This is a genomic window from Streptomyces sp. NPDC005533, assembly GCF_042871845.1.
Taxonomy (GTDB): domain Bacteria; phylum Actinomycetota; class Actinomycetes; order Streptomycetales; family Streptomycetaceae; genus Streptomyces.
In genome coordinates, this window is sequence record NZ_JBIAJH010000003.1 from 40603 (window position 1) to 63828 (window position 23226).

General features: G+C 71.4%; 26 protein-coding genes and 1 pseudogene. 13 read left to right on the plus strand and 14 right to left on the minus strand.

Features of this window, described 5'->3' with window-relative positions; translation table 11 throughout:
* Window positions 1–26: 26 nt before the first annotated feature.
* The 3 genes from ACFYP3_RS03760 to ACFYP3_RS03770 all read right to left on the minus strand — a co-directional run bounded on the left by ACFYP3_RS03760 (window position 27) and on the right by ACFYP3_RS03770 (window position 3248).
* Window positions 27–1529: a DEAD/DEAH box helicase gene (locus ACFYP3_RS03760; RefSeq protein ID WP_388826222.1), complete on the minus strand. Its 1503-nt coding sequence runs from the start codon at window positions 1527–1529 to the stop codon at window positions 27–29.
* A gap of 370 nt (window positions 1530–1899) precedes the next feature.
* Window positions 1900–2103 carry a cold-shock protein gene (locus ACFYP3_RS03765; RefSeq protein ID WP_030011983.1) on the minus strand — a complete coding sequence of 68 codons (204 nt, stop codon included), beginning with the start codon at window positions 2101–2103 and terminating at the stop codon, window positions 1900–1902.
* A gap of 404 nt (window positions 2104–2507) precedes the next feature.
* A complete protein-coding gene (locus ACFYP3_RS03770; RefSeq protein WP_388826225.1) occupies window positions 2508–3248 on the minus strand; it encodes a PP2C family protein-serine/threonine phosphatase in 741 nt (246 codons plus the stop codon).
* A 151-nt stretch (window positions 3249–3399) separates the two neighbouring features.
* Between ACFYP3_RS03770 and ACFYP3_RS03775 the strand changes: the two genes are divergently transcribed.
* The 3 genes from ACFYP3_RS03775 (at window position 3400) to ACFYP3_RS03785 (ending at window position 5686) form a co-directional block, all read left to right on the plus strand.
* Window positions 3400–3699 carry a hypothetical protein gene (locus ACFYP3_RS03775; protein ID WP_388826228.1) on the plus strand — a complete coding sequence of 100 codons (300 nt, stop codon included), beginning with the start codon at window positions 3400–3402 and terminating at the stop codon, window positions 3697–3699.
* Between the two features lie 68 nt (window positions 3700–3767).
* The gene (locus ACFYP3_RS03780) at window positions 3768–5138 is read left to right on the plus strand and encodes an FAD-binding oxidoreductase (protein ID WP_388826231.1); all 1371 of its coding nucleotides are present in this window, start codon (window positions 3768–3770) and stop codon (window positions 5136–5138) included.
* A 122-nt stretch (window positions 5139–5260) separates the two neighbouring features.
* Entirely contained in the window at window positions 5261–5686 is a 426-nt protein-coding gene (locus ACFYP3_RS03785) for a hypothetical protein (RefSeq protein WP_388826234.1), read from the plus strand.
* Window positions 5687–5743: 57 nt separating this feature from the next.
* On the opposite strand, the gene ACFYP3_RS03790 is transcribed toward ACFYP3_RS03785, so the two are convergent.
* Window positions 5744–6304, minus strand: coding sequence for a potassium channel family protein (locus ACFYP3_RS03790; protein WP_388826237.1), 561 nt, complete (start codon window positions 6302–6304; stop codon window positions 5744–5746).
* A gap of 98 nt (window positions 6305–6402) precedes the next feature.
* Window positions 6403–7599, minus strand: coding sequence for a DUF2254 family protein (locus ACFYP3_RS03795; protein WP_388826240.1), 1197 nt, complete (start codon window positions 7597–7599; stop codon window positions 6403–6405).
* A 165-nt stretch (window positions 7600–7764) separates the two neighbouring features.
* Here ACFYP3_RS03795 and ACFYP3_RS03800 point away from each other — a divergent pair, with 165 nt between their 5' ends.
* Window positions 7765–8625, plus strand: a complete 861-nt coding sequence (locus ACFYP3_RS03800; protein ID WP_388826243.1) for a YhjD/YihY/BrkB family envelope integrity protein — start codon at window positions 7765–7767, stop codon at window positions 8623–8625.
* 62 nt (window positions 8626–8687) lie between these two features.
* Here the strand turns inward: ACFYP3_RS03800 and ACFYP3_RS03805 are convergent, their stop codons facing one another.
* Together ACFYP3_RS03805 and ACFYP3_RS03810 are read right to left on the minus strand one after the other, a co-directional pair.
* The gene (locus tag ACFYP3_RS03805) at window positions 8688–9458 is read right to left on the minus strand and encodes a VOC family protein (RefSeq protein WP_388826870.1); all 771 of its coding nucleotides are present in this window, start codon (window positions 9456–9458) and stop codon (window positions 8688–8690) included.
* 175 nt (window positions 9459–9633) lie between these two features.
* Window positions 9634–10587 (minus strand): alpha/beta fold hydrolase, encoded by a 954-nt coding sequence (locus ACFYP3_RS03810; RefSeq protein WP_388826246.1) that lies wholly within the window; start codon window positions 10585–10587, stop codon window positions 9634–9636.
* 124 nt (window positions 10588–10711) lie between these two features.
* On the opposite strand from ACFYP3_RS03810, the gene ACFYP3_RS03815 reads away from it, so the two are divergent.
* Both ACFYP3_RS03815 and ACFYP3_RS03820 read left to right on the plus strand, forming a co-directional pair.
* Window positions 10712–11335 carry a TetR/AcrR family transcriptional regulator gene (locus tag ACFYP3_RS03815; protein ID WP_388826249.1) on the plus strand — a complete coding sequence of 208 codons (624 nt, stop codon included), beginning with the start codon at window positions 10712–10714 and terminating at the stop codon, window positions 11333–11335.
* Between the two features lie 123 nt (window positions 11336–11458).
* Entirely contained in the window at window positions 11459–12667 is a 1209-nt protein-coding gene (locus ACFYP3_RS03820) for an NAD(P)/FAD-dependent oxidoreductase (RefSeq protein ID WP_388826252.1), read from the plus strand.
* A gap of 54 nt (window positions 12668–12721) precedes the next feature.
* Here ACFYP3_RS03820 and ACFYP3_RS03825 read toward each other — a convergent pair whose 3' ends face one another.
* Entirely contained in the window at window positions 12722–12937 is a 216-nt protein-coding gene (locus ACFYP3_RS03825; RefSeq protein WP_388826255.1) for a hypothetical protein, read from the minus strand.
* A 240-nt stretch (window positions 12938–13177) separates the two neighbouring features.
* Here ACFYP3_RS03825 and ACFYP3_RS03830 point away from each other — a divergent pair, with 240 nt between their 5' ends.
* Together ACFYP3_RS03830 and ACFYP3_RS03835 are read left to right on the plus strand one after the other, a co-directional pair.
* The gene (locus ACFYP3_RS03830) at window positions 13178–13654 is read left to right on the plus strand and encodes a cupin domain-containing protein (RefSeq protein ID WP_388826258.1); all 477 of its coding nucleotides are present in this window, start codon (window positions 13178–13180) and stop codon (window positions 13652–13654) included.
* Between the two features lie 430 nt (window positions 13655–14084).
* Window positions 14085–15293 (plus strand): PP2C family protein-serine/threonine phosphatase, encoded by a 1209-nt coding sequence (locus ACFYP3_RS03835; protein ID WP_388826873.1) that lies wholly within the window; start codon window positions 14085–14087, stop codon window positions 15291–15293.
* Between the two features lie 172 nt (window positions 15294–15465).
* Here ACFYP3_RS03835 and ACFYP3_RS03840 read toward each other — a convergent pair whose 3' ends face one another.
* Window positions 15466–15804, minus strand: a complete 339-nt coding sequence (locus ACFYP3_RS03840) for a MerR family transcriptional regulator (protein WP_388826261.1) — start codon at window positions 15802–15804, stop codon at window positions 15466–15468.
* Window positions 15805–16063: 259 nt separating this feature from the next.
* Between ACFYP3_RS03840 and ACFYP3_RS03845 the strand changes: the two genes are divergently transcribed.
* Entirely contained in the window at window positions 16064–16288 is a 225-nt protein-coding gene (locus tag ACFYP3_RS03845) for a hypothetical protein (protein WP_388826264.1), read from the plus strand.
* A 385-nt stretch (window positions 16289–16673) separates the two neighbouring features.
* Entirely contained in the window at window positions 16674–17033 is a 360-nt protein-coding gene (locus tag ACFYP3_RS03850) for a hypothetical protein (RefSeq protein ID WP_388826267.1), read from the plus strand.
* A gap of 156 nt (window positions 17034–17189) precedes the next feature.
* Here ACFYP3_RS03850 and ACFYP3_RS03855 read toward each other — a convergent pair whose 3' ends face one another.
* The 3 genes from ACFYP3_RS03855 to ACFYP3_RS03865 all read right to left on the minus strand — a co-directional run bounded on the left by ACFYP3_RS03855 (window position 17190) and on the right by ACFYP3_RS03865 (window position 19592).
* Entirely contained in the window at window positions 17190–17594 is a 405-nt protein-coding gene (locus ACFYP3_RS03855; protein ID WP_388826270.1) for a CBS domain-containing protein, read from the minus strand.
* 46 nt (window positions 17595–17640) lie between these two features.
* Complete coding sequence (locus ACFYP3_RS03860; RefSeq protein ID WP_388826272.1) at window positions 17641–19128, minus strand: DEAD/DEAH box helicase; 1488 nt, start codon at window positions 19126–19128, stop codon at window positions 17641–17643.
* A gap of 260 nt (window positions 19129–19388) precedes the next feature.
* Window positions 19389–19592: a cold-shock protein gene (locus ACFYP3_RS03865; RefSeq protein ID WP_030722003.1), complete on the minus strand. Its 204-nt coding sequence runs from the start codon at window positions 19590–19592 to the stop codon at window positions 19389–19391.
* 336 nt (window positions 19593–19928) lie between these two features.
* Between ACFYP3_RS03865 and ACFYP3_RS03870 the strand changes: the two are divergent.
* Window positions 19929–20084 (plus strand): annotated as a pseudogene (locus ACFYP3_RS03870) (DUF998 domain-containing protein); the annotation flags it as partial.
* A 77-nt stretch (window positions 20085–20161) separates the two neighbouring features.
* Window positions 20162–20299, plus strand: a complete 138-nt coding sequence (locus tag ACFYP3_RS03875; RefSeq protein ID WP_388826908.1) for a hypothetical protein — start codon at window positions 20162–20164, stop codon at window positions 20297–20299.
* Window positions 20300–20316: 17 nt separating this feature from the next.
* Here the strand turns inward: ACFYP3_RS03875 and ACFYP3_RS03880 are convergent, their stop codons facing one another.
* The gene (locus ACFYP3_RS03880) at window positions 20317–21333 is read right to left on the minus strand and encodes a sigma-70 family RNA polymerase sigma factor (RefSeq protein WP_388826275.1); all 1017 of its coding nucleotides are present in this window, start codon (window positions 21331–21333) and stop codon (window positions 20317–20319) included.
* A 557-nt stretch (window positions 21334–21890) separates the two neighbouring features.
* Between ACFYP3_RS03880 and ACFYP3_RS03885 the strand changes: the two genes are divergently transcribed.
* A complete protein-coding gene (locus ACFYP3_RS03885) occupies window positions 21891–22334 on the plus strand; it encodes a hypothetical protein (protein WP_388826278.1) in 444 nt (147 codons plus the stop codon).
* Window positions 22335–22421: 87 nt separating this feature from the next.
* Here ACFYP3_RS03885 and ACFYP3_RS03890 read toward each other — a convergent pair whose 3' ends face one another.
* Window positions 22422–23126, minus strand: a complete 705-nt coding sequence (locus ACFYP3_RS03890; RefSeq protein WP_388826281.1) for a restriction endonuclease — start codon at window positions 23124–23126, stop codon at window positions 22422–22424.
* Window positions 23127–23226 lie beyond the last annotated feature (100 nt).

Here is a 23226-nt window from a genome sequence, read left to right on the forward strand (position 1 = left end):
GGGGCGGGGGCGTCGCGGGACGCGGGTCAGGCGGCCATGCCCAGGGAGCGGCGGCGCTCCTGGGCGGGGCGGCTGCGCCGACCGCGGGAGGAACGCGCGCTGCGCCCGGACCGCTCCGGCTGCGGCGCGGTGATGGTGACGGGGATGCCGGAGGGCGCCTGGGCGCCGGTGATGCGGTTCAGCGCCTCCTCCCCGGAGCGGACCTGGGTGGTCTGCGGGACGATGCCCGCCGCTGCCATCAGACGCGTCATCTCGCGGCGCTGGTTCGGCGTGACCAGGGTGACGACGCTGCCGGACTCGCCCGCACGGGCGGTACGCCCACCACGGTGCAGGTAGTCCTTGGGGTCGGTGGGCGGGTCCACGTTCACGACCAGGTCGAGGTTGTCCACGTGGATGCCGCGCGCCGCGACGTTGGTGGCCACCAGCACCGTCACGTGCCCGGTCTTGAACTGGGCCAGGGTCCGGGTGCGCTGCGGCTGGGACTTCCCGCCGTGCAGCGCCGCCGCCCGTACCCCGCTGCTCAGCAGGTGGCTGGTGAGCTGGTCGACGGCGTGCTTGGTGTCCAGGAACATGATCACCCGGCCGTCGCGCGCCGCGATCTCGGTGGTGGTCGCGTGCTTGTCGGTGCCGTGCACGTGCAGCACGTGGTGCTCCATCGTGGTGACGGCGCCGGCCGAGGGGTCGACGGAGTGCACGACGGGGTCGGTCAGGTAGCGGCGCACCAGCCGGTCGACGTTGCGGTCGAGGGTGGCGGAGAACAGCATCCGCTGGCCCTCGGGGCGCACCTGGTCGAGCAGGGCGGTGACCTGCGGCATGAAGCCCATGTCGGCCATCTGGTCGGCTTCGTCGAGGACGGTGATCGCGACCTGGTTCAGCCGGCAGTCGCCGCGGTCGATCAGGTCCTTGAGCCGTCCGGGCGTCGCGACGACGACCTCGGCGCCGCCGCGCAGCGCGCTGGCCTGCCGGCCGATGGGCATGCCGCCCACGACGGTGGCCGTACGCAGCTTCATGGCGCGGGCGTAAGGGGTGAGGGCGTCCGTGACCTGCTGGGCCAGCTCGCGGGTCGGTACGAGGACCAGCGCGAGCGGCTGCCGGGGCTCGGCGCGCTGTCCGGCCGTGCGGGCCAGCAGCGCGAGGCCGAAGGCGAGGGTCTTGCCGGAGCCGGTGCGCCCGCGGCCCAGTACGTCGCGGCCCGCGAGGGAGTTCGGCAGGGTCGCGGCCTGGATCGGGAACGGCACGGTGACGCCCTCGGAGCCGAGCGCGGACAGCAGCTGCTCGGGCATGTCGAGGTCGGCGAAGGCCTCGACGGCCGGGAGCGCCGGGGTGATCGTCTCGGGGAGGGCGAATTCGCCCTGGAGGGCGGCGGGGCGGCGGCTGCCGCCGTAGCCGCCGGAACGGCCGGAGCCGCCGTAACCCGAACCGCCGGAGCCGCCGGCGCGGCTGCCGCGGCCGGAGCCGCCGAAGCTCGCGGAGCCGCCCTTGCGGGGGGTGCGGGAAGTGCGGTCGTTCGAACGGGTGGTGCGGTTCATGCAGAACCTTCCTCGATGCGGCGCGTATCGAGGAATTCCCGGGCAGGGGAGATTCGCGAGAACGAGCCGAGATAAAGCCGGGACGGGGCCGTGCCGTGCCGTAAGGGGCGGGCCGGTCCGTCGTGGAGAGGGTGCCGCGCTGCGCGTCGGAGAGCCGGGGTGCGGCGGACGGTGCAAGCGGGCGGGGGCGGGGCGGTGCGTCGGTGGAGACACTGCCGCCCGGCCGGACGTCGAGGCGGGCCGGCGCGGAGCGCCGTCACCCGCCGCTCACGCGGGCCGTCGGCGACCGACAGGGCGTGAGCGGGGAAAAAGCAACGCGCCGAGGCCCGCACCCCAAGGTGCGGGCCTCAGCTGCGTGTACGCGTCAGCGTCAGGCGGGAACGATGTTCTCGGCCTGCGGGCCCTTCTGGCCCTGCGTGACGTCGAAGGTAACCTTCTGGCCTTCCTGAAGCTCACGGAAGCCGGAGGAGGCGATGTTCGAGTAGTGGGCGAAGACGTCAGCGCCGCCGCCCTCCTGCTCGATGAAGCCGAAGCCCTTTTCCGCGTTGAACCACTTCACGGTGCCAGATGCCATATGAATTCTCCTTTGGGGCAGTGCCCGGGACCGCACTGTGCGAGCCCGGCGTCGCCGCGATGATTGCCCCGACCGGAATGTGCAAATCTCACTGCATGCGCCGGAAATAAAAAGTGCGCCCACCGAAAATCAGGTGAGAGCACTTGTAAGTTTTTGGGAACCACAACTGCAACTGACTTCACAGTAGCACGGGAGTCGGCTCGCGGGGCGTAGATTTTTCCCTGTAGCAGGTCTGGCGTAATGACGCACCTGCGGGAACGGAAATCGACGCGTGAAAATCATATAAACGCGTGTGCCCCTTGGCCGGGGACGCCCGCGCTGTGACGCAGGTCACGCGGATGGTCGGGCTTTCGGCGCACTCTTCCACGGCGCAGGGCGGGTGACGCGTACGGCGAGGGGCAGCCCTAGGCGCTGATGCGGACCAGCGCGAGCGTGATGTTGTCGGGCCCGCCGGCGTCGATGGCGGCCCGCCACAGCTCGAAGGCGGCCCTGCCGTCGTCGTGCACGCGCAGCAGGTCCTCGATCTCCTCGTCCGGCACCGGGTCGGTCAGCCCGTCGCTGCACACCAGGTAGCGGTCGCCCTCGGTCAGCGCGAAGGCCGCGATGTGGGGTGCGATCGTGTGGTAGCCGCGGCTGCCGCCGAGGGTCTGGGTGACGGCCGACGTGGTGCGGTGTCCGGGGGCCGGCGGCGGGCTGTCGTCGACGCTGACCTGGTGCAGGCCGTCCGGCGCCGCGCGGAACACCTTGCTGTCGCCGATGTTGAACACCACCAGCGACTCCGGCAGGACGAGTGTCCCGGCGATCGTGGTGCCCATGGCGGCCAGGTCCGGCCGGCCGTCGGTGGCCGAGTGCACGGCTTGGTTGCAGCGGCGCAGGGCGTCGGCGAGGGCGTCCTCGCCGTCCAGTTCGGCGCCGAGCGAGGCGAGGTGGCGTACGACCAGCTCGCTGGCCACCTCGCCGGCCGGCTGCCCGCCGAGCCCGTCGGCGACGGCGACGACGAGCGGTCTGCCGAAGGGGAAGAGCAGGGTCTGGGGGTTCTGCGTCACGGTCCCGCACAGCGTCCACGGGCCGACGACGAGGCTGTCCTCGTTGCGTTCTCGCACCAGCCCGACATGACTCAGGGCGGTCACGGCTATGTAGGGCACGTCGATGACCCGCCTTTCCGCAACGGCAACGGCAGACGTGTACCTCACCCATTGTCGCGCCGTCCCGGCATGCGGGGCGCGGCCTGCCGGAGCACGCTGGTCGTGGAGCCGCCTGTGCGCCGACCGGCGGCCCGGCCAGGAAGGACTGGAGATGTTCGCGAGGCTGAGCACCTACCAGGGATCACCGGTCCCCGCGGGGGGAGACCTGACCGCGAGCTCGCAGGCGGTCGTCCGCCAGGTCCAGGACGTTCCAGGCTTCCGGGGCGTCTACTACCTCGTCGACCGGGCCACGGGGGAGGCCAAGACGCTGACGTTGTGGGAGGACGAGCGCACCATGCGGGACAGCGAGGAGGAGGCCGCCCGCATCCGTGAGGAGACGGCGCAGCGGGAGGGCCAGCGCATCGTCTCCGTCGAACACTTCGAGGTGGGCTTCAGCCACCTCCAGCCGTAGCGCGGGACCGGTACGCGGGCCGGCTGCGGTACCAGCTTCCAGAGCACCAGGTACGAGGAGCGATGGCCATGGGCAAGCTCTCGATCGACCAGTTGCGCGAACGGGTCCGCGGGCCCGTCGTCACGCCCGACGACCCGTCCTACGACGAGGCCCGCAAGGTCAACAACGCCATGATCGACCGGAGGCCGGCCGCCGTCGTGCGCTGCGCCAACGCCGGCGACGTCATGGCCACCGTCGAGTTCGCCCGTGAGAACGAGCTCGATCTGGCGGTGCGCGGCGGCGGGCACAGCGTGCCCGGCTTCGGCACCTGCGACGACGGCGTCGTCGCCGACCTGTCGGGGATGCGCGGGGTCCGCGTGGACGCGGCGCGCCGCACGGCGCGCGCCGAGGGCGGCGCGACCTGGGGGGACTTCAACGCGGCGACGCACGCCTTCGGGCTGGCCACGACCGGCGGGATCATCTCGACCACCGGGATCGGCGGGCTCACCCTCGGCGGCGGCATCGGCTACCTGTGCCGCGGAATGGGTCTGAGCTGCGACAACCTGATTTCGGCCGATGTGGTGACCGCGGACGGCCGGTTGCTCGTGGCGAGCGAGGAGGAGCACGCCGACCTCTTCTGGGCGCTGCGCGGCGGCGGCGGCAACTTCGGCGCGGTGACCTCCCTGGAGTACCGGCTCGGGCCGGTCAAGGACATCTACGGCGGTCCGATGCTGTTCGAGCTGGAGGACGCCGCCACGGTCCTGCGCTCCTTCGCGGACCACATCGCCGACGCCCCGGAGGAGCTGGGCGGGTTCCCGGCCTTCCAGATCGCCCCGCCGCTGCCCTTCATCCCGGAGGACCGGCACGGTGAGCCGTTCGCGCTGATCGTGGCCTGCTGGGCCGGGCCGCTCGACGAGGGGCCGCGGGCCCTGGAGGCCTTCCACGACTTCGCGCCGGTGGTCGCCGAGCACGTGGGCCCCATGCCGTACCCCGCGCTCAACAGCGCCTTCGACGCCCTGGTGCCGCCCGGACTCCAGCACTACTGGAAGGCCAACTTCGTCACCGAGCTCACCGACGAGGCGATCGCGGCGCACCTGGAGCACGCCCCGCGGCTGCCCGCCGTGAACTCCACGGTCCACATCTACCCGGTCAACGGCGCCTGCCACCGGGTCGCCCCGGACGCGACGGCCTACGCCTACCGCGACGCCTCGTTCGCCACCGTCATCGCCGGCATGTGGCCGGACCCCGCCGACAACGAGGCCAACATCGCCTGGGTCCGCGACTACTACGAGGCGACGGCCCCGCACTCCGAGGAGGGCGGTTACGTCAACTTCATGGCCGATGACGACCAGGACCGCATCCGGGCCAACTACAAGGGGAACTACGACCGGCTGGTCGAGGTCAAGCGGACGTACGACCCGGGGAACCTGTTCCACCTGAACCAGAACATCAAGCCGTAGCGGGGCGGGCGGGCGCTGCCGTCCGGAGTCATGCGGATGCGGAATGTCATGGGATCTGCATATTTTGGCAGGTGTACCGGAAGATCCCGTACATCCGGTTTGTCTGACTGAGGAAGGCCCCCATGAAGCGTTTCCCGGTGATCGGTCTGCTCTGCGTCAGCGTGGCTTTCGGTCTCTCCGCCTGCTCCGACGACAGTTCGCCCGAGGAGGAGGCCACCCAGGCGGCGAAGGACCTCTGCACCGACCTGACCGCGCTGAAGGCCGACAACGCCAAGCTGAAGGCCCTGAACCCCGCCTCCGCGACCAAGGACCAGGTCAAGGAGGCCTACGACGCCGTCCAGGACGACTGGAACGGGGTCAAGGAGAACCTGAGCAAGCTGAAGGACGCGGAGCGGGAGGCGGTGAAGTCGGCCGCCGAGAACCTCAAGAAGGGCTACGAGGACCTGCCGGGCGACACCACCGGCAAGGACGCCCTCACCCAGCTCCAGCCGCAGATCCAGCAGCTGGACGAGACCACGACGGCGGCTTCCACCCGTCTCAAGTGCTGACGGGCTGACCGGGCGGGACCCCGGCCGGTTCTCCGGCCGGGGTCCCGCCGCGTACGCTCACGCGTCGTTCTCGTCCGGATCGGCGCGCCCGGCCCCGCGCCGGCGGATCCCGAGCTCGACCGCGCCGAAGAGCGCCTTCGCGATCACGCCCACCAGGAGCAGGTCGGCGGCCATCTGCAGGGTGGTCAGCACGCGGCCGGTCTCCGTGACGGGCACGATGTCGCCGAAGCCCACGGTCGCGAACACCGTGAGCGTGAAGTACAGGGCGTCGGTGCGGTTCAGCGGCTCCGAGAACGTCCCCGGTACCTCCTTGGCGAGCAGGAAGTACGTCACGGAGAAGATCACCAGGAACAGCGGCACGGCGGTGGCCAGCGCCTCCATGGCGCGCAGCCGGGGGAAGGCCGCCCGGGCGACGGCGCTCACCTGCCTGACCACCAGCCAGCCGAAGAGACCCAGGCCCAGCACGAGCGAGACCATGGTGCGCAGCACGATCTCGCCGTCCAGGGGCGCCAGGTAGTACAGCGCCGTGATCAGGACGATCGAGGCCGCCGAGCGGAGCAGACAGCCCCACAGGACGCGCCGGCGCGCCCGGGGTGTTGCGGCGGTGGTGCCGTCCATGGAACCACTCCTCGCGCAGGCGGGCGGAACCCCCCGGCCATTGCAGCACCCGCCGCCGCGGCCCGCATCTCCGCGTGCGGACGGCCCAGCCGCCCGTGTCAGGGCAGTGCCACGGGCGTCCAGATGAGCGGATAGGCGGCGCTCCCGGTGCGTTCGGCCCATGCGAGGCGCTCCCGTACGACGGCCCGGCGGCTCTCGGGGCTCTCTTCCGCCAGCCGGCCGAGGAGGTCGCGTACGCGGCGCAGGGCCATCGGGGAGTGCGCGGCGGCGAAGAGGAGGTCGTCGAAGGCCGTCCGGACGTACTGCTCCCAGTCGGGGACGGGGACCGTCACCCGCACCCGCCCGGCCCCGTCGGTGAACCGGCCGAAGTCCAGCTCCCGGTCGGCGAGCCGGGTGAGCAGGTCCTCCAGCCGGTCCACGGTGTCCACCGCCGTCGCCGGATCGTTGACGGCGGGGGAGAGCGCGCGCAGCGCGATGTCGACCAGGAGCCTGAAGGGCAGTTCGGGATCCTGGTCGAAGGTGCGTTCCACGCCGGTGACCACGGCCTCGCGCAGGACCTCCTCGGTCAGTTCGGCGCCCGTCACCTCGGCGAGGGGCATGCCCCGCGAGAGGGGCCGGCCGGGGGTGACCCGGAAGTCGATCGCGCAGTCGTGCCGCTGGGCCAGCGCCACCAGGGCGTGTACGTCGAGCTGCTGGACCACGGTTGCCGGCCCGGACCAGCGCACGGTGGAGGTGACGCCGCTCCCCGGGGGCGGCGGCGCCGGGGCCGCACGGCCGGGAGCGTACGGCCGCAGGTCCAGCGTGTCGTAGGACCGGTGGGCCCGGGTGACGATCGCGGTGAGCGCGTGGGCGAGCTGGATCGAGTCGAACGCCTTCGTCTGCAGCGTCCTCATCTGGGCGAGGGCGATCAGCGTGAGGATCATGGCGGTGCAGGGGAGGAGGGCCGCGACCTCCTTGCGGGTGCCGATGCCGAGCCCCGCGACGACGCAGAAGACGAAGACGCCGACGGCGAAGGCGAAGGCGCGCCAGACGATCGGTTCGTCGCGGAAGAAAGCGAGGCGCGGGGTGAACGTGCTGGCGGAGAACTGCACGACCAGGAACAGCATCGAGTAGATGATGCTCACCAGGCTGATGACGCCGAACCCGACCGAGAACAGCATGGTCGTCACGCGTCCGGCATCCACCTGTGGTCCCACGTCGGCCAGGGGGGCCAGCAGCCCCAGCACCAGCCCGCCGAGCGCGCAGATCAGTTGGGTCACGTCCCGGCGCATCGCGCGCGTCGGCCGTTGGAACATGCGGCCAAGCCCCCTCACGGTCACGGGTCGGGTGACGGGTTACGGGAGGGATGCAATCACGGGAGTGACGGGACCGGGCGGTGAAATGCCGGATATGCACTGTTCTCTGTTTCTCGTGGAAGGCTGGTCACCGACGTCGGGAACCATCCCCGTGAGGAGTGCACCGTGTCCGGTCCGCAGGCCACCGCGCGCCGGCTCCGCCTGCCCCCGTGGATGCGCAAGCACACGCCGCTGCTGAGCCGGATCCTCGAACAGCTCGCCGCCGTCAAGGTCCTGGACTGCGCGTTCAGGCTGGCCGCGCAGGCCTTCCTCGGGGCAGTGCCGGCCCTCTTCGTCATCGGCGCCCTGGCACCCGACTGGCTCCAGCAGGAGCTGGTCTCGTCCCTCCGGGCCACGCTCGGGCTCCAGGACGCCGCCCTGGACCAGGTGCGGCAGGTGTACTCGGCCACCGACTCCACCGCCACCGCGAGCACCGGCGCGGTGGGGGTCGTGGTGACGCTGATCTCGGCCACCGCGTGCAGCCGCGCCCTGCAGATGACCTGCGAGCGCTCCTGGCACCTGCCCAAGGCCAAGGCCAGGCTCGCGGCCTGGCGGTGGCTGGCCTGGATCCTCGTCTGGCTGAGCGCGCTGCTCTTCCAGGGGCCGGTCCAGAGCGCCTTCGGCGCCGGCCCGGTCGTCGGCTTCCTGCTCGGCGTGGTCAGCGGCACGCTGCTCTGGTGGTGGACCCAGCACCTGCTGCTCGGCGCCCGGGTGCCGTGGCTGCCGCTGTTGCCCGGCGCGGTGCTGGCCGGGACGGGGGAGCAGTTGCTGTCGACGGTGTCGAAGCTCTACATGCCGCACGCCGTGGAGCGCAGCATGCGGCAGTTCGGCAGCCTCGGGTCGGTCTTCGCCCTGATGTCCTGGCTGATCGTGCTGTTCGTCGTCCTCACGGTCTCCATCGCCGTCGGGTACGTGGTGGCCCGCGAGCCCCTGCCGGCCCGTTGGCTCGGCACCCCCCGGGGAGAGGGCGCCACGGAGCCGGGGTGAACGCGCAGCGGTGCACGCCGGCCGGCGCAACGGTCCGGCTGATGCGGCCGGTTGCCGACGGGTCAGGAGCGGCCGCGGCCGGAGGGGCCCACGATGCCGAACAGGGCGCCGTCGGGGTCGCGCAGGGTGACCTCGTGCGGGAAGAGTCCGGAGTCGGCCGCGGGGCCGGTCACGGGACGGGGCACGGAGACGGCGCTGCCGCCCAGGGCGGTGGCCGCCTTCACCGCGGTCTCCACGTCGGGCACGGCGAAATGGACGTGCCAGCGCGGCCGCAGGGCCGGATCGGGGGCCGCCGTGAGGCTGCCGCCGTGCAGGCGGGCCACCGTCCGGCCCGCGTGGCGCAGCTGGATGCGGTTGTCCTCCTCCACGTAGGCGACCTCGCAGCAGCCGGTCTGCCCGCAGGCCCACTCCAGGACCTCGCCGTAGAAGATGGCGGCGTCGAAGGCGTCCCGGGTGCGCAGTTCGAGCCAGGCCGGGGCGGCTTCCCCGCCCATGCCCCAGTCGGGGATGGCGTCCCCCTGCCAGATCCCGAACACCGCCCCGTCGCGGTCGGAGGCGAGCGCCGCCCGGCCGGTGCCGAAGGCGAGGGGGCCGACGGCGACGGTTCCGCTGCGTTCGCGGATGCGCCCCGCCGTGACGTCGGCGTCGTCCACGGCGAAGTACGGGGTCCAGGCGACGGGGGCCGTGACCGCCGGGGGCAGGGCGCCGATCCCGGCCACCGGTACCCCGTCGCTGAAGCCGACGGTGAAGCCCTCCCCGAGCCGGGCCGCGCCGAACTGCCAGCCGAGGACCGCGGCGTAGAACGCCTGCGAGGCGCCGGGGTCGCGGGCCATCAGGCTGACCCAGCAGGGTGCGCCGAACGTCTCGTGACTCGATGTCGACACGCCTGTCCACCCCATCCGCTGGTGCGCCCCCGGGAGCCCCGTTCCGTCGGGCACATCCTCGTACCGTCGGCCGGCGCCCCCGGGACGACACGGCGTACGGGCACCCGGGCGGCGCAGCGCGGAGCTACAGGTCGTGTTCCACCGTCGGGGCGGCGTGCGCGCCGAGGGAGTCGACGTCCTCCATGAAGCTCAGCATCCGGGAGTTGACCAGGTCGGGGTGGTCGATCTGCGGGCCGTGCCCGGTGGCGGCGACGATCTCTGCGCGGGCGCCGGGTATCAGGCGCGGCACCCGCTCCAGCTGCCGCTTCGGGTGCACGAGCAGGCTCCGCTTGCCCATGATCAGGTAGAACGGCGTCCGGATGGAGCCCAGTTCGGCATCGGACAGGGGCAGTGGCGCGGGGCGGCGGATCCGGAAGGCCCGCACGCCGGCCTGGATCATGGCGCGGAGTTCGGGAACGATGATCACCGGCTGCTCCAGCCAGGCGGCGAGGCGCGGGCGCAGTGCCTTGGGCGCGTAGCTGGCGAAGAGGCTGGCGAAGATCCAGACGAAGAAGCGCAGGCCGACCTTCTCCAGGCCGCCGGGGTCGAGGGCGGTGACGGAGGCGAGTCGGCCGGGCTTGAGGTGGGCCTGGTTGATGACGAGCCAGCCACCGTAGGAGGAGCCGACGAGGTGGACGCGGTCGAGGCCGAGGGCGTCGAGGGCCTCGTCCATCCACTGGGCTGCCCGCTCGGGCTGCCACATGGGTTCGCGCTGGACGCTGCGGCCGGGGTCTCCGGGGGTGTCGAGTGCGTAGACGGGGCGTTCGGCGCTGAGCGCGTGGGTGTTGGGGTACCACTGGGCGGAGCAGCCGCCGGAGCCGTGGATCAGGACGACGGGCGTGCGTGACTCGGCCGCCGGGTCCGTGGGGCCGTACCGGTAGACGTGCGTGGTGCCGAAGCTGGTCTCGACGTCCGTCTCGGAGCGGGCGGGCGCGCCCAGGGCGTAGACGGCCTCGCAGGCGGCGAAGTAGCGGTCGCGCAGCTGGTCGTTGACGTAGCGGCCGATGTCACGGCGCGCACGGGTCGTGTTCTCGGGCACGGGGCACCTCCGGGAGGAGTCATTCTTCGTGGTACGACCGTACCACGATCATGATACGGCGGTACCATGAAGGCGGCCGGAGAGCCCGGACCGCGGACTCGACCGAGAGCGGAGACGACGGCAGATGCCGAAGCGCGTGGACCACGAGGAACGGCGCGCCCAGATCGCCGAGGCGCTCATCCAGGTCGCGGGGCGGCGCGGGCTGCACGCGGTCGGCATGCGGGACGTGGCCGCGGAGGCGGGCGTGTCCCTGCGCCTCGTGCAGTACTACTTCGAGACCAAGGAGAAGCTGCTCTTCTACGGACTCCAGCACCTCACGCACCGCTTCACCGCGCGGGTGGGCGCCCGTCTGGCCGCCGCCGGGCCGGACCCGGGCCCGCGCGCGACGATCGAGGCGCTGCTGCTGGCCTCCCTGCCGACCGACGAGGAGAGCCGCACCTTCCACCTCCTCTACAGCTCCTACTCGATCCTGTCGGTGACCGACGAGGCACTGGCCGCCCAGCCCTTCATCGACAACCCCGACGCCGCCGAGAACGCCCTGACCGGCCTGCTCGAAGGGGCCAAGGCGTCCGGCCTGGCCGACCCCGGCGTCGACGCGCGCACGGAGGCGATCAGCCTGCTCGCGATGACGGCGACCATGGGCACCAGCATCCTCGTGGGCCAGCGCGGCCCCGAGTCGGCCCTCGCGGTGCTCCACCACCACCTGGACCGGATCTTCACGCCGGCAGCACGCCCGGCAGCCCCGTGAACCGGGCTCGGGGGGTGCGGGGCCGCGCGGCGCTCCGTCGGTGAAGTGATCTGCCTCACACGCTGTCACGGCGGGCGGTCGGCCGTTGTCCACAAGCCGACACCCCAAGAAGCGGAGGACACCATGGCTGAGAACTTCGATGTCGTCGTGATCGGCGGCGGGTACGCGGGCGTGATGGCGGCCAACCGGCTGACGCGGCGCGGCGACGTGCGCGTGACGCTGGTCAACCCGCGTGCGACCTTCGTCCACCGGATCCGCTTGCACCAGCTGGTCGGCGGCACCGACAGCGCGGTCGTCGACTACCGCGAGGTCCTGGCCGACGGCGTGCGGCTGGTGGTCGACACCGTGGCGCGGATCGACGCGGCCGGGCGCAGCGTGGCGCTGGCATCGGGTGGCACGGTCGGCTACGACTACCTCGTCTACGCGGTGGGCAGCGGCAGCGCCGACCCGGGCGTGCCCGGCGCCGCGCAGTTCGCCTACCCGCTCGGCACGCTGGAGGAGGCGCAGCGGCTGCGGCCCGTCCTCGACCAGGCGCCCCTGTCGGCCGCGGTGACGGTGGTCGGAGCGGGCCCGACCGGCATCGAGACGGCCGCCGAACTGGCCGAGCAGGGGCGGGCGGTGACCCTCGTCTGCGGCGGGGTCCTCGGGCCGTACCTGCACGCCCGGGGCCGGCGCTCGGTGGCCGGGCGGCTGGCCGCACTCGGGGTGACCGTGCTCGACGGCCCCGGCACGAAGGTGACGGCCGTGACGCGCGACGCCGTACGGCTCGCCGACGGCCGGACGCTGTCGAGCGAGGTGACCGTCTGGACCGCCGGCTTCGCGGTGCCGGACCTGGCCGCGCGCAGCGGGCTGAGCACCGACGCCCAGGGGCGACTGCTCACGGACGAGACGCTGACCAGCGTGGACGACGTACGCGTCATCGCGGCCGGCGACTCGGCCGCGCCGTCGGACCTGCCGCTGCGGATGAGCTGCCAGGCCGCGATGCTGATGGGCGCGCGCGCCGCCGACACGGTGCTCAGCCGGATCGCCGGTGAACGGCCCGAGACCCTCAACCAGTTCTTCGGCGCCCAGTGCATCAGCCTCGGCCGGCGCGCCGGCATCTTCCAGTTCGGCAACCGGTCCGACGTCGCGGTGTGGTTGCACGTCGACGGCCGGCTGGGCGCGAAGCTCAAGGAGGCGGTGTGCAAGGGCGTCGTCAAGCACATGGCCGAAGAGGCGCACCAGCCCGGCGGCTACGGCCTGCACCGCATATCGGGCGGCCCCGGCCGCGCACAGCGCGTGGCCGCCAAGCGCGCCGGAGCCCCGACGCCCACCGCGGAACGCACCGCCTAGGTCGTCTGCCACCCCGAGGACGACGGTGCGGAAGGGCCGGCCCGGCGGCCCCGCCTACTGCGGGGCCGCGGTCCGGGCCCTCCGGCGGCCCATCCCGCGGTAGACCACCCAGAGGCTGACCAGAACGAGGAGCACGCCGCCGATCAGCCACCCCACGGACCCGCCGTCGCGGTACTGCCGGACGCCGCTCACCAGCAGGAGGCCGGACGGAACCAGCCCCGCCCAGTCGAGGGCTCTGCTCCATCGTGTGACTCTCGCGGACTCGATCATGGCCTGATCCTGACAGGCGCCCCAGTGCTCCACCAGACCTGTCCACGGACTGCTCCGCGCAGCATTTCGATGGGTTGGGCGGAAGGCCATGGGGTAGGCGGCCGTTCGTGCGGTAGCAGCTCGCGCGCCGGTGGCCGGAAGGGCCGGGGGCTCCGAGATCATCGACGTAGGCCGGCGCAAGACGGCGACCGACCGTGTAGCGCGTACCGCGCACCGCTTTTCGTTGACCGGGAGAGAAACATGACCATCAAGGACATCGGGCCGGAACCGCAGAGCTTCGACCTCGAGAAGGCGACCGTCGAGAACCCGAACTACCGCGCGGTCGCCTGGTCCGGGAAGTACCTTCAGCTGACCCTCATGTCGATCCCGGTCGGTGAGGACATCGGCCTGGAGGCGCACCCGGAGACCGACCAGTTCCTACGCCTCGACGCGGGCCGGGGCCGCGTCCAGATGGGCAGCGCGAAGGATCGACTCGACTTCGACCGGGAGGTCGAGGACGGCTGGGCCATCTTCGTGCCCGCCGGCACCTGGCACAACGTCACCAACATCGGTGACGAGCCCATGCAGCTGTACGCCGTGTACGCGCCGACCCACCACGCGCCGGGCCTGGTCCAGGCGACGGCCGCCGACGCGGAGCGCGACGAGGACTCGGGCCGGGACGAGCCGCCGAGCTGGTCGGTCCAGCCCCCCCAGCAGCCGTCGGACAAGCACGCCTGACCAGCCCGCGGGCCCGGCGAGTTCCGGACCACCACCAGCCCCAGGTCTCCGACCTGGGGCTTCGGTGTGAAACGGGCCCACCGCCCCTACGCGGAGTGGATCGGTCCCCAGCCCTGCGTCCAGTCGTCGCCGCCGTGGGCCGGTCGGCAGCGGGGAGCCGTTCCCCGGCTTGCGGCCCGTGCCTGCTGTTCGGGTGATCCGGCCCGGCAGCACGGCCTTCGCGGCCGGTAGCGAGCACCCGGTCTGCGAGTCCTCGGGCAAGGTGGGCACCGGGTCGGTCCGGCCGGGGAGCAGCTCTTGCGGCGAGTGCGACTACCGCCTGCCGGGAAGGAGAGAGGCCATGCCACCCACGGGGGAGAGGGATCCCGGCGTACAGCGGTGGCGCGCCGACCGCGAGCGGGAGGGAGCCGACGGCGACCGGGAGGGAGAGGTGGACCTCGCCGGAGCGCTCTCGGCAGCGGAAGCCGCTTCCCCGGTCGAGTCGCTGGACGTCGTCGCGCGCATGCTCCGGGACCGTCTGCACGCGGGCACCGTCTCGTTCCTGATCGTGGACTTCAACGGATCTTCGGTGGTACGGCTCGGCGCGGCCGACGACGTCAGGTCCGACGAGCCCCCCGAACGCATCGCCCTCCCCGGCACCCTCTACGGGGACGTGGTGCGCACCCAGCGGCCGGCCGTGCAGCGGGAGAGCGCCGGGCTGGTCAGGGTCGTCGCACCCGTCACCAACCGCGGCGACGCGATCGGCCTGCTGGAGCTCTTCCTCCCCGACCTCCCCGACGAGGATGCGAGACGGCAGATCAGTGCCACCGCGCACGCCCTGGCCTACATCGTCATCGCGAACCGGTCCTTCACCGATGTCTACCAGTGGGGCCGCCGTACGCGGCCCCTGAACCTGGCGGCCGAGATCCAGCACCGGCTCCTTCCCACCTCGCTGGCGTGTGAGGCGGCCCAGTTCACGGTCGCCGGAGCACTGGAACCGGCGACGCACGTCGGCGGGGACACCTTCGACTACGTCGTCGATCGGGACACCATGCAGCTTTCCGTCACCGATGCGATGGGCCACGACGTGGAAGCCGCACTCCTCGCCACCCTCGCCGTGGGTGCGCTCCGGCGGGCCAGGCGCGGGGGCGCCGACCTCGACGCGCAGGCTCACGAGGCCAACCAGGCGGTCGTCGGCCACGGCCGGCAGGGTTTCGTCACGGGGCAGCTGCTGCGCGCCAGCCTGCTCGAGGGGACCGCTGGGTTCGTCAACGCCGGACACCCCTGGCCGCTGCGTCTGAGAGGCGGGAGGGTCGAGGAGATCGTGCCCGAAGTGGACCTGCCGTTCGGTGTCCACCGTCGTGCCGCCTATCGAGTGCAGCGGCTGGACCTGCGGCCGGGTGACCGGCTCGTCATGCTGACCGACGGCATGCTCGAGCGCCGCGCCGTGGAGGTCGACCTGCCCTCCCTGATCGTGCGCACCAGCGCTCTCCACCCCCGCGAGGCCTCCCGGGCCCTGGTCGCCGAGGTGCTGCGCGCCCACCGGGGCCGTCTCCAGGACGACGCCACGGTGATGTGCCTGGACTGGCACGGCACCCACCAGGACAAGCGCAGCGCTGACGCCGGGGCGGACCTCACGGAAGCATCAGCGCCCGAATAGCACTCCGACCGAACCGCCCTGCGACCACGACCGGACGGCGGCGGTCGAGACGGGCTGACGGTCGAGACGGGCTGACGGTCGAAACGGGGCTGGTGGCGCGAACGTGAAACGGGGCTGGTGGCGCGAACGCCCCTCGGGCGCGGCCCGCGCTTGCCGGCCGGGCGCGCTCACCTCAGGCCGAGGCGGGCGGGCCGGGCGATTCGGCGGCGCGGCGGTATTCGGCGTTGATGCGCTGGGCTTCCTCGAGCTGGTCTTCGAGGATGATGATGCGGCAGGCGGCCTCGATGGGGGTGCCCTGGTCGACGAGTTCGCGGGCGCGGGCGGCGATGCGCAGCTGGTAGCGGGAGTAGCGGCGGTGTCCGCCTGCCGAGCGCAGCGGGGTGATGAGGCGGGCTTCGCCGATGGCGCGGAGGAAGCCCTGGGTGGTGCCGAGCATCTCGGCGGCCCGGCCCATCGTGTAGGCGGGGTAGTCGTCGTCATCGAGACGGCCGAACGAGTCGTCTGCTGTCATTGAACCTCTCTCATGGAACGCGTGGAGGGGCCCGGGCGCCATTGGCACCCGGGCCCCGAAGGAACTACTACACCATCTGCCGACCCTAGTCCTGCGCCGGCCTTCTGTTTCCGCCGACCCGGCCACGATGCTGCCGGGAATACGGGGATCGCGGTTGCTTGACCGGAGACCACCTCACTATCGATGTCCTGCGGTACCCGGGCTCAGACTGCCGCCCGGGCGATCCCTGATGGTGCTGGGCCCCTCCGTTCTTCCCTCGGTGATCAACTACCTCATTGCTGATACTGCACTTACCGCTGTACTGCTTTCACTGCTGGTGGCCCGTGTCGGCGCCACTCTTCGGCAGCCAGCCCCGTCGCCCATCCTGCGTCTGCTCTGGCTTAGAACCCCACTGCCGAACTTCCCGGTGCGCGCGCCCGCAGCCGACGCCTTCACCGAGGTGCTGCTCCCTACTTCACTGCTGGGTACTGCGGTACTGCGGTGATGCGGTAATGCGTACTGCTCAAGGCGGCCCCTGATCACTGCGGGCCACCCGGTCCGGTCGTCAGCCCCGTCACCGTCCTGCACAAACCTGGCTTCGGAACTCCACCACCGGACCGTCCTGCGTACTGCGACTTCGTGTACTGCTGCCCGGCAGTTCGTCTCTGCCGGGCCCTGCTGTCTCTCTGGGCTACGAGAGAAACCATAACCAGGACACAGCCCAATGTCTACTCCGACCGTCATAGATTTTCGCGTGCGCTGAGGACAGCTAGACCAGCGTGGTCGAGCACCCGACGGGCCTCGGGCGGGAAGACGGTGAGCGGCGCCCTGCTCGCCTGGTCGCGCGACCCCTGGAGCGGGCGGAAGGCCCGTGAATAGAATCGGCTCCCATGTCGAAGCCTGACCAGCTGCTCGTGGACGTCGCCACCCTGGTGGAGTCCGGGCAGAGCAACCAGATGTCCCTGACCGTGGTCACCAGCGGTGCCGTCATCACCGGCCGGCTGGCTCCCGAAGCCGTGTGGAGGCAGCGGGTGTCGGAGGTTCTGACGGACTCGGCCCGCCTGGCCGAGTTCTCCGCCACCTTCACCGCCGCGCCCCGCCGGGACGGGCCTCCCACCCATCTGCACTTCCACGTGGCCCGCATCCTGCAGGGCACGGTGGGGATCCCGGAGACGGGTGGGATGTACCGCGTCTCGATCGCGGACGTCAGCGCCTGGACCGTGGGCGACTTCAGCTATTTCGACCACTGACCCCGCGCCGCGCAGGGAAGTCCGTCCCTACGCAGGAGGGCCCGACCGGCACGTGCCGGTCGGGCCCTCGTTGCTGTGTGACCCGAGCTCGGGTCACGGCCCGGGAAGCGGGCGGTGAGGCAGCGCAAGACGCCTCACGAAGAGAGAGGTGGTCGTTCAGCGGGCAAGGGCGAGCACGCCCAGGGCGACGCCCTGTTCGTCGACGACGGGCAGGGCGTCGAGCCGCCGGTACCGCATCGCGTGGTCGGCCTCGACCATCATGGTCATGGGCGAGGCGAAGGGCCCGCGGTCGCCGAGGATGTCACGCAGCCGGACCCGGTCCGTGTACGCGGCGCTGTCGCGGACGGCGTCGAGCCGGGCCCGGGTGACCACTCCGGTGCACAGGCCGTCGTCGTCACAGACGAGGAGATGTCCGGCGCGGGCACTGGCCATGACGGACAGGGCCACCTCGACCGTCATGTCATCACACACTTGAGGCCCGGCCGCCTCCATGACCTTGTCCACGGTCTGGGCGACAAGGGGGGCACCTGCCGAGCGGGGCTGCATCTGGACCAGCGTCACAACGTGCCTCCTGCAGAGATGGGTCAGTTTCCTGATCAAGGGGTGGTCAGGCCGCCACATCGAAGGCTGCAGGTCGCCCGCTGACGCGCCGGGCAGCCGATCCGGGGCTACGCCGACCGCGTGAGGCGGCGCTGCGCCCGGGCCGCGCGGACACCGGCGCGGTGATGGTGACGGGGATGCCGGAGGGTGCCTGGGCGCCGGTGATGCGGTTCAGTGCTTCATCGCCGGAGCGGACCTGGGTGGTCTGCGGGACGATGCCGGCGGCTGCCATCAGGCGGGTCATCTCGCGGCGTTGGTTCGGTGTGACGAGGGTGACGACGCTGCCGGACTCGCCGGCGCGGGCGGTGCGGCCGCCCCGGTGCAGGTAGTCCTTGGGGTCGGTGGGCGGGTCCACGTTCACGACGAGATCGAGGTGGTCGACGTGGATGCCGCGCGCGGCGACGTTGGTGGCGACGAGCACCGTCACGTGCCCGGTCTTGAACTGGGCCAGGGTCCGGGTGCGCTGCGGCTGGGACTTGCCTCCGTGCAGCGCCGCCGCCCGTACGCCGCTGTTGAGGAGGTCCTGGGTGAGGCGGTCCACGGCGTGCTTGGTGTCGAGGAACATCATCACCCGGCCTTCGCGCGCCGCGATCTCCGTCGTCATCCGCTGCTTGTCGGCGCCGTGGACGTGCAGGACGTGGTGTTCCATCGAGGTCACCGCACCCGCCGACGGGTCGACCGAGTGCACGACGGGGTCGGTCAGGTAGCGACGGACCAGCCGGTCGACGTTGCGGTCGAGGGTGGCGGAGAACAGCATCCGCTGGCCCTCGGGGCGCACCTGGTCGAGCAGGGCGGTGACCTGCGGCATGAAGCCCATGTCGGCCATCTGGTCGGCTTCGTCCAGGACGGTGATCGCGACCTGGTTCAGCCGGCAGTCGCCGCGGTCGATCAGGTCCTTGAGCCGCCCGGGCGTCGCGACGACGACCTCGGCGCCGCCGCGCAGCGCGCTGGCCTGCCGGCCGATGGGCATGCCGCCCACGACGGTGGCCGTACGCAGCTTCATGGCGCGGGCGTAAGGGGTGAGGGCGTCCGTGACCTGCTGGGCCAGCTCGCGGGTCGGTACGAGGACCAGCGCGAGCGGCTGCCGGGCCTCGGCGCGCTGTCCGGCCGTGCGGGCCAGCAGCGCGAGGCCGAAGGCGAGGGTCTTGCCGGAGCCGGTGCGCCCGCGGCCCAGTACGTCACGGCCCGCGAGGGAGTTCGGCAGGGTCGCGGCCTGGATCGGGAACGGCACGGTGACGCCCTCGGAGCCGAGCGCGGACAGCAGCTGCTCGGGCATGTCGAGGTCGGCGAAGGCCTCGACGGCCGGGAGCGCCGGGGTGATCGTCTCGGGGAGGGCGAATTCGCCCTGTACCGCTGCGGGCCGTCGGCCGTAGCCGCCCGAACGGCTCGTACCGAAGCGGCTGCCCCGCTCCGTACCGCCGGCAGCGCCGAAAGCGGGTCCGCCGTTACGGCTGGGGGTGCGGGAGGAGCGGGTGTTCGTACGCGTGCGGTTCATTCAGAACCCTCCTTGATACGGCACGTATCAAGGAATTCCCCCGGTTGGTTTTTGGTGCAGGGAATCGCAAGAACGGGCCAAATGGAATGCGAAATCGAATCCGGCCTGCAGGAAATGCAGAAAAGCCGGGAGGTGGCCTGCGTGCTTCGGTCCGCAGGCGACTCCCGCAGGTGACACCACTGCGGGACGGCGGGAAATACGTGCAGCTGGGGCCCGCACCCCGAGGGATGCGGGCCCCAGCTACGAAATACGCGTCAGCGTCAGGCGGGAACGATGTTCTCGGCCGTCGGGCCCTTCTGGCCCTGCGCGATGTCGAAGGTGACCTTCTGGCCTTCCGCCAGCTCACGGAAGCCCTGGGCGGCGATGTTCGAGAAGTGGGCGAACACGTCCGCGCCGCCACCGTCCTGCTCGATGAAGCCGAAACCCTTGGCCGCGTTGAACCACTTCACGGTGCCAGATGCCATGTGAATCTCCTTTGGGGCAGTACGCCGGCATCCGCACTGTACGGAAACCGTGTCGCCGCGATGATGCCCCCGCCGGAAAATGATCCGGGCATATGAAGCGCTTGAAAGTGGCGCGAGGCCGACTGGAGCGCTTGAAGTTTTCGGGTACCAAAACTGCAACCGAGATCGACAGTAGCATGCGGCAGCGGTTTGCGTGCGTAGATATTTCCACCGTGTGCGCCGCCACAAAAACTCTCCCTGCGGGGCCCGTTAAATTCTCTGACCGCGGGGACAGATACCGAATCCCCGAGTGCGGGTGCTGCCATTCTCGCGGGCCAAGCCGTACCGGGCCGCGTGGTGGCGGGCACGCTGTTCTTGGCGGCCGGCCTCGCGCAGGGCTTCGCACGGGACGGGTTCGACTTCACGCGTCACGCGATCAGCCAGCTCGCCCCCGGGGAGGCGGGTTGGATCCAGACGGTGAACTTCACGCTCGCCGTCGCGCTGTTGATCGTCGGGGCGGCAGGACTGCGGCAGGTGCTGCGCGGCGGCGCGGCGGCGCGGGCGGCACGTGGGGCCCGGTCCCGGTCGGCGTGTTCGCCGTCTCCTTCTGGGTCGTCGCGGCCTTCCCGGCCGACGCGGGGGCGGGCTTCCCCGCCGGCGCGGGACTCGGCCTGCTGTGGCTGACCGCCGTGGCGGCCCGGCTGGCCGGCGCCCCGGCGAACCGCTAGCGGACCGCAACGGGGGCTCAGGTCCCGGGCGACGGCGTCCCGTTCGCCCAGGGGGTGGCCCGGGCAAGGGCACCGGTGTCGGCGGAGGCGTCCGGCTCGATACGTGCCGGCAGGTTGAAGAGCGGGAACAGACGCTCGGTGTCGCGGAAGGCGTTGATGCCGGTGATGCGGTCGCCGGAGAACTCGATGACCTGGAGTGCCCACGGTTCGTAGCCCGTCCCGGCGGGGCCGGGCCGGTACTGGCCGAAGGCGTGGGTGCCGTTCGCCGTGGTCGGGATCAGACGGGAGCCGCGGCACCCGAGGGCAGGTCCGGTCAGCCACGCCTGGATGTCGCGGACCCCGCGCATCCACTTGGCGTACGGGGGCAGGCACAGCGTGGCGTCGACGTGGAGCAGCATGTTCAGCTCCTCCATGTCGTAGCGGGAGAAGGCCCTGGCGTACCGCTCGGCCAGCATCCCGTGGACGGAGTCGGACGGCCGGGTACCGAGGTCGTCGGCGGGGCCGCGGTGCGCGGCGAGCGTGGCTCGGGCCCGCTGCAGGGCGCTGTTGACCGAGGCGACGGTCGAGCCGTGCAGCTCGGCGACTTCGCGGGCCGAGAAGGTCAGCACGTCCCGGAGGATCAGCGTGGCCCGCTGCCTGGGCGGCAGGTGCTGAAGCGCGGCGACGAACGCCAGCCGCACCGACTCACCCGCTGCCGTCGCCGCCTCGGGGTCCCCGCCGGGACAGGGCTCGATCCACAGGGCGGCCTCTTCCGGGGCTCCGGGGGGCGATGCTCCGGGTGCCGGCTCCGAGAGGTCCATCGGCAGAGCCCGCCGCCTGCCCGCGGCGAGGGCGTCCAGGCACACGTTGGTGGCGATGCGGTAGACCCACGACCGAAGCGACGACCGTCCCTCGAACCGCTCGACGTTCCGCCAGGCCCGGACCATCGTCTCCTGCACGGCGTCCTCGGCCTCGGCGTACGACCCCAGCATCCGGTAGCAGTACCCGGTCAGTTCTCCCCGATACTCCTCAAGCCCGTCCCCCGCGTCTCGCATACCGCCCCCTTCCGTCCTCACAGACTCAACTCCCGCGCCCAGCCCGCGGCAACGATACGCACGCCGACCACCCACCCCACCAACGAGGCCGCACCACCGGGCGCTTGAGTCCACCCCGACGGGTTCCGACAACGACGAAGGCCCTGCTCTCTGACCAGGGCCTTCGTAGAAGAGCGGATGACGGGAATCGAACCCGCGCTACAAGTTTGGGAATCTACTGTGCAGAGTGGGTTACTACCGCACCTGACCTGCGAGAATAGGCGCTGCTGGCTCCTCTGGGGAGCCCTTGAGCCCGCATGTGACCCCTGTTGACCGTCCCTACGGGCACGGTCGGGGCACGCCCTCCACGATGGCGCACCGACGCAAGCTGCTGCAAAGTGGTGCGCCCAAAAGCCAAGGGCGTTCCGAGCCTGATTCTTTGATCGGGCAGGCACTCGGATTCGACCAAGAGGTGGGCCGACGCCGTTTCCTATTGGCGCGTCATGATGGCCGCATACGGGGCCAAGGGCTACGCCCGCTACGTCCCCTGATCGGCTTCTCCACCAAGGAGCACCCGCGTGAACCCGTCCGACCTTGCCGAACTCCGCACGATGTACGTCTTCACGCCCATTGACGGGGAGACCTGGGGTCTCACCTTCGAAAGTTTCAGGGCCCACCTGCTTGCAGGGGACCCGGAAGCCTTCCTGCAGGTCGATGAAGGCCACACAGGCCCAGTCCGCAACACCAGCCTGCAGTTCGGGGTCACCTTCGGTGAAGAGGAGCTGGAGGGCTTCGCACTTCTGTCCCCGGAGGGGGTGGCGGTAAAGAACTGCACCGCACTGGAAGCGGCGAACTTCGTCGTCTGGCTCCGGGACCAGGTCGTGCCTCAGAACAAGGCCGTTACCTTCAACACCGAGTGGGGCATCGAGGAAGATGCTCCGGACGAGCCGGTCCCCGATGTCACACGCCCTCGGTTGGTTGCGGCCTTCCTGGCTCACCTTGAAGCCCTTGGCCTGGACTGAACGCACGGGCGCAGCACGATGCGCCCACCTCACCGGCGTGTCTCCTGTGGCTGCGGTCCAGGGGATGGCCGGGCCGTTCTCGGAGGGTCAGGACAGTGATGACGGCTTGCGGGGTGGCGGGACGGCGCGGAGGAGTTCCCACAGGGGGCGGGAGCCGCTGGCCCATTGGGCGAGGAGGTGGCGGTCGACGAGGTGGAGGTGCTGGGACTTGGCGAAGTCGAGGGCGGGCTTGGAGAAGCGGCCGTTGGTGAGCATGACGAGGACGTCGCCGCCGTGTATCTGGCGGCCGGTGCCGTTGAGTACGTGGAGGTCGGGGGTGCCGACCGCGGATCCGGACCAGCCGGCTCTGCGGTGCTTGCACTGGATGACCCAGCGGCGGCCGTAGGGATCGGTGGCTTTGACGTCCGCGCCGTTGTCGCCGCGTCCGCCGACCTTCTGGGCGTCGGCACAGCCGTCACGGTGCATGAGGTCCCGGACGGCGAACTCGAAGTCGTTGTGGTGGAGGCTGTCGAGGTGTTCGACGGCGTAGCGCAGGCCTTGGGCCCGGACCTGCTCCCATCGGGCGGTCTCCTGGCGCCTGCGCAGCCATAGTCCGCCCGCAGCAGCGGCTGCGAGGAGGCCGAGCACCAGAACCCAGGGATGGGCAGCCAGCCACGACAACACCGCCACAACGAGGCTGAGGGCCACGAGGCCGGCCAAGCCGATGAGCCACAGCTCCTCCGAGCCGGTGGCCTTCCGGCGCCACGCTGGGCCGGTGCGCCTGCGCCTCTTCGCGGGTGGGCGGGGGCTCACCTGCTGGGCCCTGAGCTGGGGAAGACGATTGGATAGGAGACCGACGGTATGGGCTGGGGAGCGGGGCGGTTTTCCCACGCCGGCCACTTGATCGGGTAGA